The following is a 16,229-nucleotide window of genomic DNA, read 5'->3' as shown; positions in this document are numbered from 1 at the left end:
TATCTGGATCGTCTGCGCGAGTGGCGGCTTTCCTATTCGCGCGACAATCGTTCGACCGTCGTCAGAGCGAGCGGCTGGATGCGGTCAAGTCGTTGTTGCGCGCATTATTGTCAACCGGCGCGTCAATCCCCCCGGCTGGCGCCGGCTTCTCGAGACCCTCATATTGAAGAGCGTCGAACGGCTGAATGTCATCTTCATTTGGTAGCTTGCCGCGATCCCAACCTCCTCCGAGCGACCGAACGAGGCCGACGGATGATTTCAGAAGACGAGTCTTCACCTGTGCTGAATCGATCCGAGCGGTCAGGGTGGCGACCTGGGCGTAGATAAGGTCGAGACTCGAGTTCAAGCCGCCTTTGTAAAGATCCATGGTGAGATTCTGCGTCTGGAGCGCAGCCGCAACAGCGGCGTCAAGCTTCTTGGCCGACCCGTTCAGCCTGTTCGTCAGACTCAACCCGTCCTCGACTTCACGGAAGGCGTTCAGAACGGTCGACCGATATTTGTCTTCCGTTTCACGATAAACCGACCATGAGCGCTGCAATTGCGCTCGCCGCAGCCCCCCGTCGAAAACGGGCAGGGAAACCGCCGAACCGTAAGACCAGAAGCTGTTGGCGAGCTTGACGAGATTGATTCCATGATCCTCGAATCCGCCATCGATCCGGAACTCGACCTTGGGAAAGAAAGCGGCGCGCGCGACGCCGATCTCACGGTTCGCCTGAGCCATTTCACGCTCGGCCGCGGCGATGTCGGGCCGCCGCTCCAATAACGTAGACGGGAGACGCCTCGGCAGTCTCATCGACGTCATCTTCAGATTCGGCGCGGCGGTTATCCTGAAGCTTGCCGGCGCATTGTTAACGAGGATCGCGATAGCGTGTTCGGCGACTTCGCGCTCTCCCTGAACTTCCAGCGCCTTCGCCTGTGTGCTGAAGAGAAGGGATTTTGCGCGGGCCACGTCGAGTTCCGATGCGATCTTACCGAGATAGCGATCGTTCACAATGCTGAGAGACTGTTTGTAGTAGGCGATGGATTGATCATAAATATTGGTTTGAGCGTCATATCCTCGCAAGGTAAAATAATCCGACGCGATCTCCGCCTGCAGACTCAGCCTGGCAAGCGCGTATTCGGCGGCTTTCTGCTGAGCGAGATAGGTTTTCGCTTTCGTCTCGTTGCGGATTGCATACCAGAAATCCACCTCCCACGACGCGCCGCCTCCATCGGAAACAGAGGTGTCGTAGATCGGATTGAGAGGTCCCCTGAACAAGGCCGCTTCTGATTCCTTGTTGTCCGAGGCGTCCAATCCGATGTTGAGCTGCGGCAGCATGCGAGACCGCGCCTTCATCATCAGGTCGCGCGCCTGTATGAAGCGTTCGGCCGCGGCCTGAAGATCCGCGTTCGCCGCCATCGCCTGCTCTTCGAGCTTGTTCAGAACCGGATCTTTGAACAGTCGCCACCATTGGGTGCGGATCTCCGCGTCGGATGGCCTCGCCTCAACGAAAGGGCTGGCCCCATGCCAGGATGCGGGCACGATGTATTCCGGCGGGGCGTAAGCGGGCGCGAGGTCCACGCCAGGCATCGAATTGCAGCCGGACAACATGACTAGCGGCAAAAGGCGGGCGTATTGCTTCACTATTTTTCTTCGGGAGATGCGCATGAGCGGATTACTCGGAAAACAGTCAATTGGCGCTCGCCGCCTGTCTCTGGCGTCAGTTGAGATCGGTAGGGTCGATCTCATAGCCCGGAGCGGACGTAACGACACGGACCTTGTCTCCTTCAAGAAGCGCGGCGCTTGGGTTGTTCACGATGCGGTCGGCGCGGGAAATTCCGGAAGTGATTTCCATGATCCCATCCAGGATGCGGTTGATGTGCACCGGCCGGAAGTGAATTTTGTCCTCCGCCCCCACCACGGCGACCTCGGCGCCGTTCTCCTGGAAAACGAGGGAGCTCGACGGGATCGTCAGCGTGTTTTCATCCAGCGGAACCGTCAGCCTCACGGCCGCATACGACCCCGGCCACAGCGCCCGATCTTCATTGTCGATCGTGAATTCCGTGACCGCCGTTCGGGTCGTCGTGTCGAAGCCGTTGGCCACGGTCAGAAACTTCGCCGTAAAGCGCCTTTTGGGGAACTGCGGCACGGTAATGTCGGCCGTGAGCCCCGGCTTGAGAATATGCGCGAACGCCTCGGGGACGGAAATAAACAATCGTAACTTATGAATGTCCGCGACAGAGAAAAGGTTGGTCACGGCGTTCTTATCACTGATATTTCCATCCTTGTTGATGTAGTCTCCGACGTTGATGTTGCGGGCGGTGACCACGCCGTCGTAGGGCGCGACGATCGTTTTGAATTGAAGCTGGGCGGCGAAGTTGTTGACATTGTGTTCGGCTGCTTCCAATTGCGCTTTTGCAGCCTGCATATTGGCTTCCTGTACCGAAATTTCCTGTTCGGAAACCGCGTGCGACTTCCTGAGAGCGGTCCAACGTTGAGCCGTGACGACTGCAAGGTTGTACTTCGCGCGCTCGGCCTCGTAGGCCGCCTTCGCTTGCGAATATTGCGCGTCCAAGGTCGGCGTGTTGATTTCGGCAAGGACGTCGCCCTTCTTGACCTGCGCGCCGTAATCCTTGTACCACATTTTTACATATCCCGAGACCTGCGCGTAGATCGGGGCCTGAAACCAGGCTTCGATATTGCCGGGGAGCGTGATCGTTTCGGTTGGCGCGCCGGGTTTCGCGTTCGTGATCGACACTGTAGGGACCGCGTTCGCAAGCGTCTCTTCGCGTATGGCGTCCGCCTCACGCTTCCGGACGTAGAAAAGCAGGCTCAGGAAGACGAGAAGCCCGAGAGCCGACACAAGTTGCAGCTTTCTGCCACGCAGATCGGGATTGACGTATCGAAGCAAATCCGTGGACATCAGATGGCCTCCTTTCCAACGGGCGCGCGCTTGTAGACGATCGCGTAGACGCAGGGGACGAACAGCAAGGTCGCAAATGTTGCGACGATCAGGCCGCCGATGACGGCGCGACCGAGCGGCGCGTTTTGTGAATTGCTCATCGACATGGGCAGCATGCCGATGATCATCGCGGACGCCGTCATGATCACCGGACGGATGCGGGCATAGCCCGCTTCGAGCGCGGCGAGCATGGCGTCTCCATGCAGTTCCAACCGCTCGCGCGCATAAGCCACGACCAGAACTGCGTTCGCGGTCGCCGTTCCCATGCACATGATCGCGCCGGTAAGCGCCGGCACGGAAAGATTGGTATGCGTCAGGAAAAGCGACCAGGCGATCCCCGCCAGCGCGCCGGGCAAGGCGGTGATGATGATGAAGGGATCGAGCCAGGACTGGAAATTTACGACGATGAGGAGATAAATCAGCACGATCGAGGCGATCAGACCGCCGATGAGTTCTCCATAGGCGCTATGCATGGTCTCGGCTTGACCATGAACCTCGAGGCTGGCGCCGCGCGGAAGGTCATGCTCCATTTCCTTTGAAATCGCTTTTACGTCGGCGAGCACGCCGCCAAGATCGCGCGCTTCGGCCGAAACGTAGATATCAAAGAGCGGCATGATGTTCGCGTGGGTGACGACGCCGGGCGTCCCGACCGCGGAGATCGACGCGACGCTTCCAAGCAACTGCATTTGGTCGGGCGACGGTTCTCCCTCGCTCTTGTTCACCGGGATCGTGAGAAGATCCTGGACGCGCGAGACCTGGGGTTGCGGCGTGTAGACATTGATCTGATACGAGTTGCCGGTCTTCTGGTCGAGCCAGAACTGCTGATCGACCTGCTGACTGCCGGAGAGCGTCATGAGAAGGTTGTCCGCAATGTCCTTTTCGGTGAGCCTTACCCCCAGTCCGAGGCTGCGGTTGCCTTCCACGAGCAATGTCGGCGTGCGCATCGTCTGCTGGATGACGACGTCGGCGGCGCCGGCGACCCTGCGCAGCCTGCTCGCGAGCTTTCGCGCAAACTCGTAGCTCGCAGTCGGATCCCCGCCATTGATCTGAACGTCGATCGGAGAAGGCGAGCCGAAGTTGAGAATCTTCGCCGTCAGATCAGCCGGCTGAAACGTGAATTCCGTGCCGGGATAATGCTCGCTCAGACCTTTCCGCAGAATTGCGCGATAATCCCATACGGGCGAGGCGTCGTTCTTGAGCGCGATCGTCAGATCGCAATCCTGCGCGCCGATTGTCGGCGTCGGGATGAAGGCGAGATTGTGCGGCCCGACGGGCAGACCGCAATTGCTGACGATTCCCTCGACTTTCCCCGGCAGCATCTCCTCGATGTCCTTGGTGACGAGCGTGGCGATACGCCCCGCCGCTTCGATACGCGTTCCAAGCGGGGCGCGCATGTGCATCTGGAGAGTCCCGGACTTAATTTCGGGGAAGAACTCCTGGCCATTGAAATAGAACAGGCTCATCGACGCCGCCGCGACGCCCAGAAAGCCCGTCACGAACCGCTTTCTGTTGTCGAGCGTGCGGCCCAAAAGAGCGCTGTAGCGTTCACGAAATCTCTGGAAGCTCCGTTCGAATCCCTGCTGGACGCGCACAAAAAATCCAGGACGATCTTGAGCGTGGTCGCGTCGGTCGGGTATCGGAACCGCGAAGTGGGAGACCCCGCCATCGCCGGCGAGCGCGCTTTCTTCGGCGTCTGCATTGGCGAGCGCGTAGATTTCCTCCGGGGTCGGATATTTTCGCCCTCCGGACGGGGATGGCGATTCAACGTCTTGAACGTCGTTTCCATGCGGCGCGTTGTGGTCGACGAGAAGATATTTCGCCATCGTCGGAACAAGAGTTCGCGAAAGAATGAAGGACGCCATCATCGCGAACATCACGGCCTCCGCCATCGGCGTGAACAGCCAACCGGAGACGCCCGTAAGCTCGAATAGCGGAAACCATACGATGATGATGCAGAGCGTCGAGACAAATGTCGGGATGACGATCTGATTCGCCGCGTCGATGATCGCCGCCTCGAGCGGCTTTCCCATCTCGATATGCGTATCGATGTTTTCGATCATCACAGTGGCGTCGTCGACGAGAATTCCGACGGCCAGAGCCAGACCGCCCAGCGTCATCACATTGATCGTCTGGCCCGCCCAATGCAGACAGATGATCGCGGACAGAATGGAAAGCGGAATGGAGGTGGCGATGATGACCGTTGCGCGCCACGATCCGAGGAAGAGCAGCACGACGACGCCCGTCAGCGCCGACGCAAGAGCCATCTCGCGGAGCACGTCTATGATGGAATCCTCGACAAAGCCCGAGGCGTCGTTGAGAAGTTCGACCTTCACGCCAGGCGGCGCAATCTGCTCGATTCGGGGAATCGCCTTCTTGATTCCGTCCACCACCTCCAGAGTCGACGCCTCGCCGCTCTTCATGACGACGATCAGCACCGATTGCTTGCCGTCGACGAGAACGGCGTTGATTTGCGGCGGTCCGCCGAGGCGCACGTCGGCGACGTCCCGCATATAGATCGTCGCGTTGCCGACGGTCTTTATCGGAATGTTGTTGAAATCGGCGACCTGCAGAGGCGTCGCATTCGTTTGAACCATCCAGTCGGTCGCTCTGAGCTTCATGTCTCCCGCAGGAAGCACAATGCTTTGACGGCCGAGCGCATTGTGCACGTCTGTGGCCGTGAGGTGCCGAGCCATGAGTTTTTGCTGGTCGAGAGAAACCAGCAACTGCTTGTCCTGTCCGCCATAGGGGTGCGGGAGAATGGCGCCGGGAATCGTCACGAGAAATGGACGGATCTTGTTCTTTGCGAGGTTGTAGAGGTCGGCCGGGGTGAGGTTCTCCGCCGTCACCTTCAGCATGGCGACAGGCACGGATGACGCCTCGAGGCGCATGACCATGGGCGGGGAAATATCCGGCGGGAGCTGCTTGGTGACCGTCTGGGAGATGGAGACGATGTCTGCTTCGGCCGCCGCGAGATCGACGCCGGGTTGCAGAAAGATCTTGATGATGCTGCTGCCGTAATAGGAATGGCTCTCGATGTGCTCGATGCCTTCCACATTCGACGTGAGCTGGCGCTCGTACAGATAGGTGATGCGCCCCGACACTTCAGTCGGCAAAAGTCCCGCATAGGCCCAGACCACCGCCACGACGGGAATCTTGATATTGGGAAAAACGTCGGTCGGCGTTTTGAAAACCGCCATAACTCCAAAGATCAGTATGCATATTGACAGAACTATAAATGTGTAGGGGCGGCGTAGAGCGAGAATAACAACTCCATTCATAGACACCATTCCATGCTATGGATAATCATTGAGTTGGCAGCGACCATAAGACCACGCTTTCGTGGTCAACACGCCCAGACACCATGCAAATCAGTCGCTGACTTGAAGCCATTGCTTCGATTTATGCACATATATAACGCTCCTGTCGGCTTGCAAGACAGTAGCTATCAAATATAGATTTCACCAATATTTCTGCAATATAGACAGCCTATGCTTTTGTTTCGAAATTGTGACCCAAACGCGCTCCACTATTTCATTCGGTCGCTGGACCGATTCCTGGAGCCCTCGATCGTAAGCGCCGGCGTCGCTTGTGTTAATTTCAATTTTTCCAAGGGTTCGTTCGATTTGATCGAACGATGCCCGCCGAGGGGCGCTCGTCCGAGACGGACCAGGCTGAAAAAGCAAGCTTGGGATTCGCGAAAATTCGCACGGAAGGATGGACGCCCTACGTAGCCGTTCTAAGTGGCCGTGCTCACAGCCATGCGCGCCGGCGCCCCGACTCTCAGCGCCGCTCGCGTCAGAGCAGGAGGCCATTATGCGGCACATAATCAGCTTGCGGACGGCAGTTTCCGTTTGTGTCCTTACAGCGGCGGCGGCGCCGGCGAGTTCCCTTGCCGGCGTGATGCCGGTGACGGACAAGGCGGCGATCAGCCTTCAGGCGCAGACGGACGTCGTCGACTGGCGCCCCTATGCCCATCGGCACCATCGCTGGCATCCCGGCTGGCATTGGGGTCGGGGCCCGGGCGTGCGCTATTATGCGCGCTGGGGCCGCCCGGCTTATTGGGGCTATGCGGGTTCGCCCTATTGCGGCTATGGCGCGAGCGCCTGGGGCTATAATCCCGCCGGCGGCCTGCTGGGCGCGGCGACCGATGTCGCGACGGCGCCTCTCTGGGCGGCGGGAGCGGCCACCACCGCCGTCACGGATTCGTTTTTCGGCTGGTAAGCCTGAAGATGGGGAAGCGCGCGGTCCGGCCGCGCGTTTCCATCCGACGTTCTTCGCAAGGAACCCCGCGCTCGGATAGCAAGTTTGGGAGGCGGGCTCTCTGCAAAGGCGGTGAAACATGGAACGTCGACCGATCGACCAAATCGCCCGGACCGCGCGTATCTCGCGGGCCGATTGTCCTGACTGGATGTTGCGCCGCCTTAGGTTGGAGCGGCTCGCGGACCTCATCGAAGCGACCGAGAAACCCGTCCGCCTGTTCATCACCATGGAATGCTATCCCAAGCATGAGCGACGCGCGCTTCGGCATGACGGCTCGCCGCTGACGATCGCTTTTCAGGATCCGCTGTTCCGTCAGGAGGGCCTCTCGGGCCACAGCGTGGGAGAGGGAATGACGTTCTTTCGTCTCTCCCTGCGCGAAGCGCATGCGCTGCTGTGCGATTGCGGCTATGGCGGCGTGATGCGCATGGGTGCGTCGCTGAACAGCCTCGTCGCAGCGCGCGCGCGCAGGCTCGCCGCCAAGCGCAGCTTCGCCGAATGGCGTGATCGCCTCGCCGCCTGGCTTTGAGCTTAACGCGAGGCGCGCAGCGCGACCAATCGACTCGACGGGCGCGGCCAGTCACGGCGCGCTCGTTCAATCGGCGCCGCCGCCGGGCATGTTTTCGCGCCGCGCGCTGGCCGGCCCACGGGGCGGGGAGAACATAAAGAAACGATCGAATATATCCGTTCGCTCGCCTGTCCTCATCACGAAGAGATAATTGTAAATCAGCGTCATTGCCGGTTGATCGTGTCGATCACATGACATGGCGCAAACGCCATTTTAGGCGAGAGACGCGCGTAACCATCTGATATACATTCAGTTAAGCAGATTCGACGTCGGCCGGCGCGCGACGCCTCGGCGACGCCGCGCTCCACAAAAAACTTCGCAAAGCCGATTTCCGGCCGTCGGATCGACGACAAGATTGACAAAAAGCTTCACGAAATCGATTGAAAGCGCGCCAAGGGCGCGTCCGACCAGATTGCGCGCACGCAAGAGGAATTCGATTCGATGAAAATCACGATGATCGGCTCTGGATATGTGGGCCTGGTGTCTGGCGCGTGCTTTGCGGATTTTGGTCATGAAGTGATCTGTGTCGACGCCGACGCCTCCAAGATCGAGCGCCTGAAGCAGGGCGAGATCCCGATCTACGAACCGGGCCTCGACGAATTGGTGGCGAACAATGTCCGCCAGAACCGGCTATCCTTCACCACCGATCTCGCGCCGGCGGTGAGCGGCGCGGACGCGGTCTTCATTGCGGTCGGCACCCCCTCCCGGCGCGGCGACGGCCATGCGGACCTCTCTTATGTCTACGCCGCGGCGAAGACCATCGCCGGGTCGCTTCGGGGCTTCACGGTCGTCGTCAACAAGTCGACCGTCCCGGTCGGCACGGGCGACGAGGTCGAACGCATCATCCGCGAAGCGAATCCGTCCGCCGACTTCGCGGTCGCATCCAACCCCGAGTTCCTGCGGGAGGGCGCCGCGATCGAGGATTTCAAACGTCCCGACCGCGTGGTCATTGGCGTGGAGGATCCCCGCGCGCGCGACGTGATGGAGGAGATCTATCGGCCGTTGTCGCTCAATGCGCCGCCGCTCGTCTTCGTCGGACGCCGCACTTCCGAGCTCACCAAATATGCGGCCAACGCCTTTCTGGCGACAAAGATCACTTTCATCAACGAGATTGCGGATCTCTGCGAGAAAGTCGGCGCCGACGTTCAGGACGTCGCGCGCGGCATCGGCCTCGACAAGCGCATCGGCGCGAAATTCCTGCACGCCGGCCCGGGCTATGGCGGCTCCTGCTTCCCGAAAGACACGCTTGCTCTGATCAAGACCGGCCAGGACGAAGGCGCGAGCCTGCGCATCGTGGAGACGGTCGTCGCGGTGAACGACGCGCGCAAGCGGGCGATGGCGCGGAAAATCATTCTGGCGCTCGGCGGCTCGGTGCGCGGCAAGAAGATCGCGCTTTTGGGCCTCGCTTTCAAGCCGAACACCGACGACATGCGCGATGCGCCCTCGCTCGCCATCGTCGCCTCGCTTGCCGGCGACGGGGCGGAAGTTCACGCCTATGACCCGGAAAGCATGGGGCAGGCCCGGCCGATGATGCCGGAAGTCGTCTTCCACGAAGACGCCTATTCGGCGATCGAGGGCGCGGACGCGCTCGCCATCGTCACCGAATGGGACGCCTTCCGCGCGCTCGATCTCGACCGCGTGAAGGGCCTGTTGAAGCAACCCATCATCGTCGATCTGCGCAACGTCTACCGTCCGGCGGATATTCGCAAGCGCGGCTTCGCCTATATCAGCGTCGGCCGCAGATAAGCGCCTCAGGAGTCTTCCCGACGTCGCGGCGACGCAGCGCCGTTGCCGCACGCCGCCGCCGCGCCCTAAAATCCTGACTTGACTCCGGAACGATGAGGGCGCGGCCATGACGCTTCGACTTGCGGTAACCGGTCTCAAAGGCCAGGTCGTTAGCGCCCTCATCGAACGCGCGCCTAAGGATGTCGAAATCACCGCCCTTGGACGTCCCCAGCTCGACCTTGGCCTGCGAAACGCGGTGCTCGCCAATCTACGCCATGCGGGCTGCGACGCGATCGTCAACGCCGCCGCCTATACCGCCGTGGACCAGGCCGAAAGCGAGCCGGAAGTCGCCATGCGCGTCAATGGCGAGGGCGCGGGGCATGTCGCGGAAGCCGCGGCCGAGCTGAAGGTCCCGCTCCTCCATCTCTCGACCGACTACGTCTTCGAGGGAACCCTCGACCGCCCCTATCGCGAGGACGATCCCACCGGCCCCACCGGCGCCTATGGTCGCTCAAAGCTCGCGGGCGAGCGGAAAATCGCCGCTGTCCACGGCGACCACGTCATCCTGCGCACGGCGTGGGTCTACAGCCCCTTCGGCGCGAACTTCGTGAAGACCATGCTGCGCCTCGGCGAGACGCGCGAGGAAGTCGGCGTCGTCGCGGACCAGACCGGCAATCCGACGAACGCCATCGACATCGCCGACGCGCTCCTTGTTCTCGCGCGGCGCCTCGTCGCCGATCCCTCGCCCGAATTGCGCGGCGTCTTCCATCTCTCGGGTGCGGGGGAAGCGAGCTGGGCCGATCTCGCCGAGGCGACCTTCGCCATTGCGGAACGGGCCGGGCGCCGCCCGGTGCGCGTCAGGCGCATCACAACAGCCGAATATCCGACGCAGGCGCGCCGCCCCGCCAATTCGCGCCTCGACAATGCGAGGCTTTGGGCGCGCTACGGCGTCGCTTTGCCGCATTGGCGCGAGTCGCTCGATAAATGCGTCCACCGTCTCCTGCAAACGCCAGCGTGATCATGCGCGTAGCTGGCGAAGCCTTTCTGCGAAAAGGGCGACGTCGAAAATCCGAGCATCTTCAAGAGCAGGCGCGCGCGGCGCGACCCGCGTGACGATTTCGCCGATCCGGGGCTCCATCGCAGCCACAGCCGACTCGATCGCGTCCGCGAGCGCCGCCGGCTCCAACAAGTCGAGCGAGACGATATTGTCGAACCGGCTCGCAAGGTTCTTCCCCTCGAAGCGGTTGGTGACGGTCAGCAGGCCGGCCTCCGCCATTTCGAGCGGCGGATAGCTCGGATGCGGCGAGAGCATGAGAGAGACGCCCACGCTGGCGCGGCTGAGGCAACTTGCGTAGGCCGCCAGGCTGACTTTTCCGCCGACCGACGCGTTCATCACCGGATAGGCCAGCGTGTCCGGAAATTCCTCCCCGAGAAAGAGAATCCGCCACCGACTCGCGCGGATTGGATCGCGTTGCTGCCATCGGAAGAGCCCGTCGCAGATGAGCTCGAAGGCGTTGCGGCTGACGTTCGGGCGGCCATAGACGAGCAGCAGACGCTCGCGCGGGGCGGGATCGAGCGCCGCGGAAATCTGCTCATTCATGGCATAAGGCGCGCAATAGGCCTCGCGGAACGCATATTTCTCGCTCATCACCGCATAAAGTTCTTCGGAATTGATGACGGCGATGGTGCGATCGCCGTGGCGATAGGTCGCCTCCGCCAACGCGTAACGAGAACTGCGCCCCTGGAAATAGGGCTCGTCGTCCTGCACCAGATAGACGAAGGGCAACTCCCGGCCGAAAAGGCGCGCGCGGTCGCGCTCCAGATCCAGTGCGAAAAGCGCCGTCCACCAGGCGGTCGCGATGAAAATGTCGTCCGCGCGCAGATCGAGCCGGCCGCCATCGCGCTCGTAGGCGTCGACCAGAAGGCGGCGCCCGAGGTCGAGGCTCGCCGCATGCGGGACGGCCTCGTAGTCCGGAAGACTGTCGTAGGCCTCCGGCTCGATATCGGCGTCGGTCGCGATGATGCGCCGGTCATAATCGTCGCCCAGCGCGTCGGCGACCGCTGTGAAAAGCTTCATCGCCGTGGCGACCCCGCCGAAAATCTGGTGCGGATTGACGGTCGGGGTCAGCAGATTGAGGCGCGGCCTCGGATTGCGCGAAGGATAGGACAGAAGCTGCTTGATCTCCGCAATGCCGCGATCCTGCGGGCGCAGGCCGTTATCGACATTCCCCAGGCAGGGCTGGAAAACTTTGAGCCGATGCCGCGTCAAATCTTCCGGACCGTTCACGGTCAGCAGCGTGCTGGGCATCGGATAAAGATCGCGCCGGCCGACCTTCAGCCATTCGAAGCCCTTCGACTCCGCCACCATGAGCAGCACGCGCTCGATGGCGTGCGCCAGCGTGCCGTCGACATGCCCGCCTTCTTCCGGAAAATCGTCAAAGCCGATATCGAGGTCGAGCAACGGGCGGAAGGCCGCGCTGCGGCCCCAGAACATGGAGCCGGAGGGAAATTCCAGCACCAGGTTCTTGTCGATCTCGACGCCCATGCGCTTCATAAGCCCGCGCGCCAGATCGTAATCATAGCCCCAGTTGAGAATGCCGCGCAGTTCGAAGAGATGCTGCGGGAAGACGACGCCGATCTTCGGGTCGTCGAAAAGCCTCAGAATGGACCGCACGATGTCGGGCGAGCCGAGCAGATGGTCCATCAGATAATCGCGCCAGCGGGCGAGTTCGGCCCCGCCATGCGGCGAGCGCTTGGTGTGCAGATGCAGAAAGAGTTCGTAATTGGCGTAAACGTCCCGAAAACCGAAGAATTTGGCTGCGATGTCCCGGCCCCGATTCGGCGTGACGCGGATTTCGACGCGTCCCTTCGCCCAGCCCTGCGCCGCCGCCGCCAAAGCCCGCTTCTTTTCCTCCGTATCGGTCGAGAGGAAGAGATCGACCGGCGCCGGTATATTTTCCAGCTTTTCCAGAACCAGAGGCAGGATCTCAGGATAGAAGGCGTGGACGATCGTCGCGACCGGTCCCTTCGTCGCCGGCGCCGGGTCGAAAGCGAAGGGAATTTCGAGCGCGAAATCCATTTCATTGGCCGGCCGGCGCGAGGGCACGACGCCATCGGGTTTCGTCAGCTCATAGGTGTGATAATAGCTGATCGCCTGCTCGCGCAGGGGATCGTTGATCGGATTGCGCCGCCGGCCGAGAGGCGGGTCATAGGTCGCGGCCGTCTGCCGCAGAACGGCCCCGATCGTCCCACGCAGCCCATACTCCTGCAGGAAATGCCGGCCGTTCTTGAAAAGGTCGCGCGGCGCGAGGAATACGCCGACTGGCGAATCGACGATCTTCGCGGCCTCGCGCATCGCCGCGCCGTAAAGGGCGACGGGGCCGCGCGTGGTCAGGATGACATAACCATTGCGGAGGTGCCGGCGCACCGCCTGAAAAGTCGATTCCCGTCTCATTTCCCTTGTCTACTCAGCTCCGGCCGCCATGACCAGCGACGCGCCCGCGCCCGGTCACCGATTAGCCAGAAAGATCTCTTAGAGGGAAAGCTGAAACTGCGACCGACATTGGACATGATCGAACTCCAGGACGTCTATAAATATTACAAATCAAACGGGCATCGAAAGATCGTCCTCAATCACATCAGCCTCAATTTCCAGCCAGGACGCAGCTATGGCGTTCTGGGCGTCAACGGCGCCGGAAAATCGACGCTGGTGCGCATTCTTGCTGGCACCGAGCTGCCCAATGGCGGCCGCGTGCGGCGAAACGTGAGGGTTTCCTGGCCGCTGGGCTTCACGGGCGGTCTCCACCCCAAGCTTACGGGGCGGGAGAACGTTAAATTCATCTCCCGGGTCTATGGTCATGACCCGCGCAAAATCATCAACTTCGTCGAGGATTTCGCGGAGGTCGGCGCCTATATGGACGTATCCATCAAAACGTATTCTTCCGGCATGATCGCACGCCTGGCTTTCGGGCTTTCGATGGCGATCGATTTCGATTGCTATCTGATTGACGAGGTCACTGCGGTCGGCGATGCGCGCTTCGCGGCGCGGTGCAGGGACGAGTTCGACAGGCGCCGAAAAAAGGCCGACATCATCATGGTGTCCCACTCGATGCAGACCATCAAGGACTACTGCGACCGCGGCATCGTTCTCGCCGGCGGCCAGATGCATGTCTTCCGCGAGGTCGACGACGCCATCGAACTGTATAAGAAGCTCAATGCCTGACGCCCTATCCCAGAATCAGGTCGCTCTTCCCCGGCCCCGCGAGACGATCGGCTCGGAGGACGCGGCCCTCGTCGCCAAGAGCATATCACGCGCCCTGAAGCGCGCGGCCAACAGATCGCGCGCCCCGTCGAGCGTGATCGCCGGCGGCGGCTATACGGTCCGCCGCGGCGAGCGGGCGTTCAGAATGGGAATGTTGGCGAGCTTGGTGGCGTGCGTCGTCGCGCCGGTGCTGGTCGCGTCCGTCTATTGGGGGCTGATCGCCAGCAGGCAATATCTGACGGAAGCGAAATTCGCGCTGCACGGCTCGGAAAACTCCTTCGCGGCGCTCGGCGTGAGCGGCGGGGACGAGAAGCAGCTTCAGGACTCGCAGGTTGTCGTAAAATACATACTCGGCCGGTCGATCGTGCTGGCGCTCGACAGGACGCTGGACCTGCGGTCGAAATTCTCGCGGCCCGGCGTTGACTATTTTTCACGTTTCGACCCGGACGACCCGATCGAAAATCTCGAGAAATATTGGAAAAAAAGAGTCGACGCCAATGTCGACATGATGTCCGGCATCATATCGGTCCGGGTCCGCGCTTTCACGCCCGAAGATTCGCTGGAGATCACGCAGAAGGTCATCGACCTTTCCGAGAAACTCGTGAACGAGCTGTCAACGCGTTCTCGTCGAGACGCGGTGGAGCAAGCGCAATCGGAGCTCAACCGGGCCGAGGAGCGATTGAAACTGGCGACGGCCAACATGCGCGACGCGCGCAACGCCGAGGGCGTCATCGACGCGCCAGCGGCGGCCGAGGCGATCAACAAGATCATCGTACGGCTGAGGCTCGATCTGGCCAATGCGCAAGAAAGCCTGGCGCTGCAGTCCAGCGCTTCAGCCCTGGACTCGCCGCAGGGCCGGCTGCTCAATGCGCGCGTCGAAAGCCTCAAGAAGCAGATCGCCGACTATTCGGCGCAGATCGCCAGCACGGAGAACAATTCTTCCCTCGCCGGCCGAGCGGGCGTTCTCTCGACGCGGCAAACCGAGCTCGCCTTGGCGCAGCAGCAATACGGCCTCGCCTCCTCGGCCTACGAAAGCGCCCGCATTGATCTCGAGCGGCAGCGCGCCTATCTCGTCTCCTTCCTGCGGCCGACCCTCGCCGAGAAGTCGATCTATCCGCGCCGCTGGCTGGAATGGTCGATTATCGTCGCGCCGGCTGTCTTCGGCTGGGCGCTTCTCGTCGGCGTCGCATTTCTGGTGCGCGACCACATGGCCAAATGATTTGCAATGAAGCGATCGCTTGTGTGTGAGGGAGCCGATTCGACTTGCGCGGTTGTTCGGGAACCCGGCGGTTAGGTCACCTGATCCTGAACGCTCGCGGCGATCAGCGCGATCACCGCCCAAATCACGAGAAGCGCACAGAACAGCAGGAGGGTGTCGCCGAAAACGCGGGGATAAGTCGCCGACTCCGGCAGGGTCGGGGCCACGACTGTCACGAGATAGAGTTGCTGCCTTTCGAGGTCCTGGCGCGCGCTCTCATAGGCGGATTGCGCAATCGTGTAGAGGCGCTCGGCGAATTGCTCTTCCAGTTTCAGCTTTTCGTACGACGCGATTTGGGCTGAAACCACGTCGCCGGCCTGATTGTCCGTCAGCTTCTTTTTCAGATCCGCGATCTGCTGGTCGATCGCGGCGAGCCGCGTCCTCTGCAGGCGCTGGGAAGGCGCGTCGCTAGACAGGGTGGAGGAAAAAGTCGACAACGCGTTGACGAGGTCGATCCGCTCCAGCGTCAGCTTCACGATCATCTCGCTCAGGCTCGCGGCGCGGGACCCTGGATCGATGATGAAATTCTGATTACGAAACTGCAAGAGCCTTTCACGCGCATCCGCCAGCTTCTGGCGCGCAAGCCCCACCTCGTTATCGGCGCGCGAGAGCGCGTCGCTGCGGTTGCGCAGCGTGATCTTGTTGACAAGATCCTCGCTCAGCCGGACGATGTCTTTGGCGAGATCGAGCGCGTCCTGAGGCTGGAATGCGTCGACGCGAAAGACGAGAATGCCCGAAATCGTGTCGACGCTCGCGGAAATGTGGTCCAGCCAATATTTCCAGAGTTCCTCCAGATTGGCGTCCTTGGAAAGACGGGAAAAATAATCGACGCCCGGCTGCGAGAATTTGCGTTCGAGATAGGGGCGGCCTCCGAGATCCACGAGAACGGCCCTGCTCTTTATGTAATTGAGGACCATAAACGTGTTTTGCGTATCCTTCCCGCCCCCGCCGGCGCCGCCTGTCATTTTGGCGATGACGGACGCCGCGTCGCCGAGCTTGGGCTGCTCTTTCTTCTGCGCCTCGCGCACGGTCAACCGCGATTCCGCCACATAACGGTCCGACTGCCAGAGCGCGGCATAAAACAGATAGACGATCGTCGGAAGGATTACGACGATGAGGAAACTTTTGCGCAGCCACCCGCCGCGCCCCCCGATCGTCGACAAGGCGTCGGAGACGACATCCACGCCCTGGGACAGAGCCGGAAGACGGCGCTTGAGG

11 protein-coding genes (1 of these 11 running past the window's edge) are annotated in these 16,229 nt (G+C 61.3%); 6 read left to right on the top strand and 5 right to left on the bottom strand.

All coding sequences use genetic code 11. The features are described from left to right. Positions 1–61: 61 nt before the first annotated feature. From ACNHKD_RS04570 to ACNHKD_RS04560, 3 genes are all read right to left on the bottom strand, one after another. The gene (locus ACNHKD_RS04570; RefSeq protein ID WP_442755925.1) at positions 62–1,570 is read right to left on the bottom strand and encodes an efflux transporter outer membrane subunit; all 1,509 of its coding nucleotides are present in this window, start codon (positions 1,568–1,570) and stop codon (positions 62–64) included. A 130-nt stretch (positions 1,571–1,700) separates the two neighbouring features. Continuing rightward, positions 1,701–2,903 (bottom strand): efflux RND transporter periplasmic adaptor subunit, encoded by a 1,203-nt coding sequence (locus ACNHKD_RS04565; protein WP_442755924.1) that lies wholly within the window; start codon positions 2,901–2,903, stop codon positions 1,701–1,703. Further along, a complete protein-coding gene (locus ACNHKD_RS04560; protein WP_442755923.1) occupies positions 2,903–6,220 on the bottom strand; it encodes an efflux RND transporter permease subunit in 3,318 nt (1,105 codons plus the stop codon). Before ACNHKD_RS04560 ends, ACNHKD_RS04565 begins: the two co-directional genes overlap by 1 nt. Before the next feature lie 535 nt (positions 6,221–6,755). On the opposite strand from ACNHKD_RS04560, the gene ACNHKD_RS04555 reads away from it, so the two are divergent. The 4 genes from ACNHKD_RS04555 to rfbD all read left to right on the top strand — a co-directional run bounded on the left by ACNHKD_RS04555 (position 6,756) and on the right by rfbD (position 10,510). Further along, positions 6,756–7,163, top strand: a complete 408-nt coding sequence (locus ACNHKD_RS04555) for a hypothetical protein (RefSeq protein ID WP_442755922.1) — start codon at positions 6,756–6,758, stop codon at positions 7,161–7,163. 118 nt (positions 7,164–7,281) lie between these two features. Continuing rightward, positions 7,282–7,728 carry a hypothetical protein gene (locus ACNHKD_RS04550; RefSeq protein ID WP_442755921.1) on the top strand — a complete coding sequence of 149 codons (447 nt, stop codon included), beginning with the start codon at positions 7,282–7,284 and terminating at the stop codon, positions 7,726–7,728. A 480-nt stretch (positions 7,729–8,208) separates the two neighbouring features. Next, positions 8,209–9,513 (top strand): UDP-glucose dehydrogenase family protein, encoded by a 1,305-nt coding sequence (locus tag ACNHKD_RS04545; RefSeq protein WP_442755920.1) that lies wholly within the window; start codon positions 8,209–8,211, stop codon positions 9,511–9,513. A gap of 106 nt (positions 9,514–9,619) precedes the next feature. Next, positions 9,620–10,510: a dTDP-4-dehydrorhamnose reductase gene (gene rfbD, locus ACNHKD_RS04540; protein WP_442755919.1), complete on the top strand. Its 891-nt coding sequence runs from the start codon at positions 9,620–9,622 to the stop codon at positions 10,508–10,510. Here the strand turns inward: rfbD and ACNHKD_RS04535 are convergent, their stop codons facing one another. Next, the gene (locus ACNHKD_RS04535; protein ID WP_442755918.1) at positions 10,511–12,946 is read right to left on the bottom strand and encodes a rhamnosyltransferase WsaF family glycosyltransferase; all 2,436 of its coding nucleotides are present in this window, start codon (positions 12,944–12,946) and stop codon (positions 10,511–10,513) included. A gap of 114 nt (positions 12,947–13,060) precedes the next feature. On the opposite strand from ACNHKD_RS04535, the gene ACNHKD_RS04530 reads away from it, so the two are divergent. After that, positions 13,061–13,714 carry an ABC transporter ATP-binding protein gene (locus tag ACNHKD_RS04530; protein WP_442755917.1) on the top strand — a complete coding sequence of 218 codons (654 nt, stop codon included), beginning with the start codon at positions 13,061–13,063 and terminating at the stop codon, positions 13,712–13,714. Beyond that, on the top strand, positions 13,659–14,972 hold the full coding sequence (locus ACNHKD_RS04525) for a hypothetical protein (protein WP_442755916.1): 1,314 nt from the start codon (positions 13,659–13,661) through the stop codon (positions 14,970–14,972). Before ACNHKD_RS04530 ends, ACNHKD_RS04525 begins: the two co-directional genes overlap by 56 nt. Positions 14,973–15,043: 71 nt before the next feature. Here ACNHKD_RS04525 and ACNHKD_RS04520 read toward each other — a convergent pair whose 3' ends face one another. Continuing rightward, a protein-coding gene (locus ACNHKD_RS04520) for a hypothetical protein (protein WP_442755915.1) crosses the window boundary here: on the bottom strand, positions 15,044–16,229 show its 3' portion. 116 nt of this gene lie beyond the right edge of the window; 1,186 of the gene's 1,302 nt are visible here — the last part of the coding sequence; the start codon falls outside the window, past its right edge; it ends in the stop codon at positions 15,044–15,046.

Origin of the sequence: Methylocystis sp. JAN1, from assembly GCF_052186135.1 — a bacterium.
In the GTDB taxonomy this organism is placed as follows: domain Bacteria; phylum Pseudomonadota; class Alphaproteobacteria; order Rhizobiales; family Beijerinckiaceae; genus Methylocystis.
This window is presented reverse-complemented; position numbering and strand designations above follow the sequence as displayed.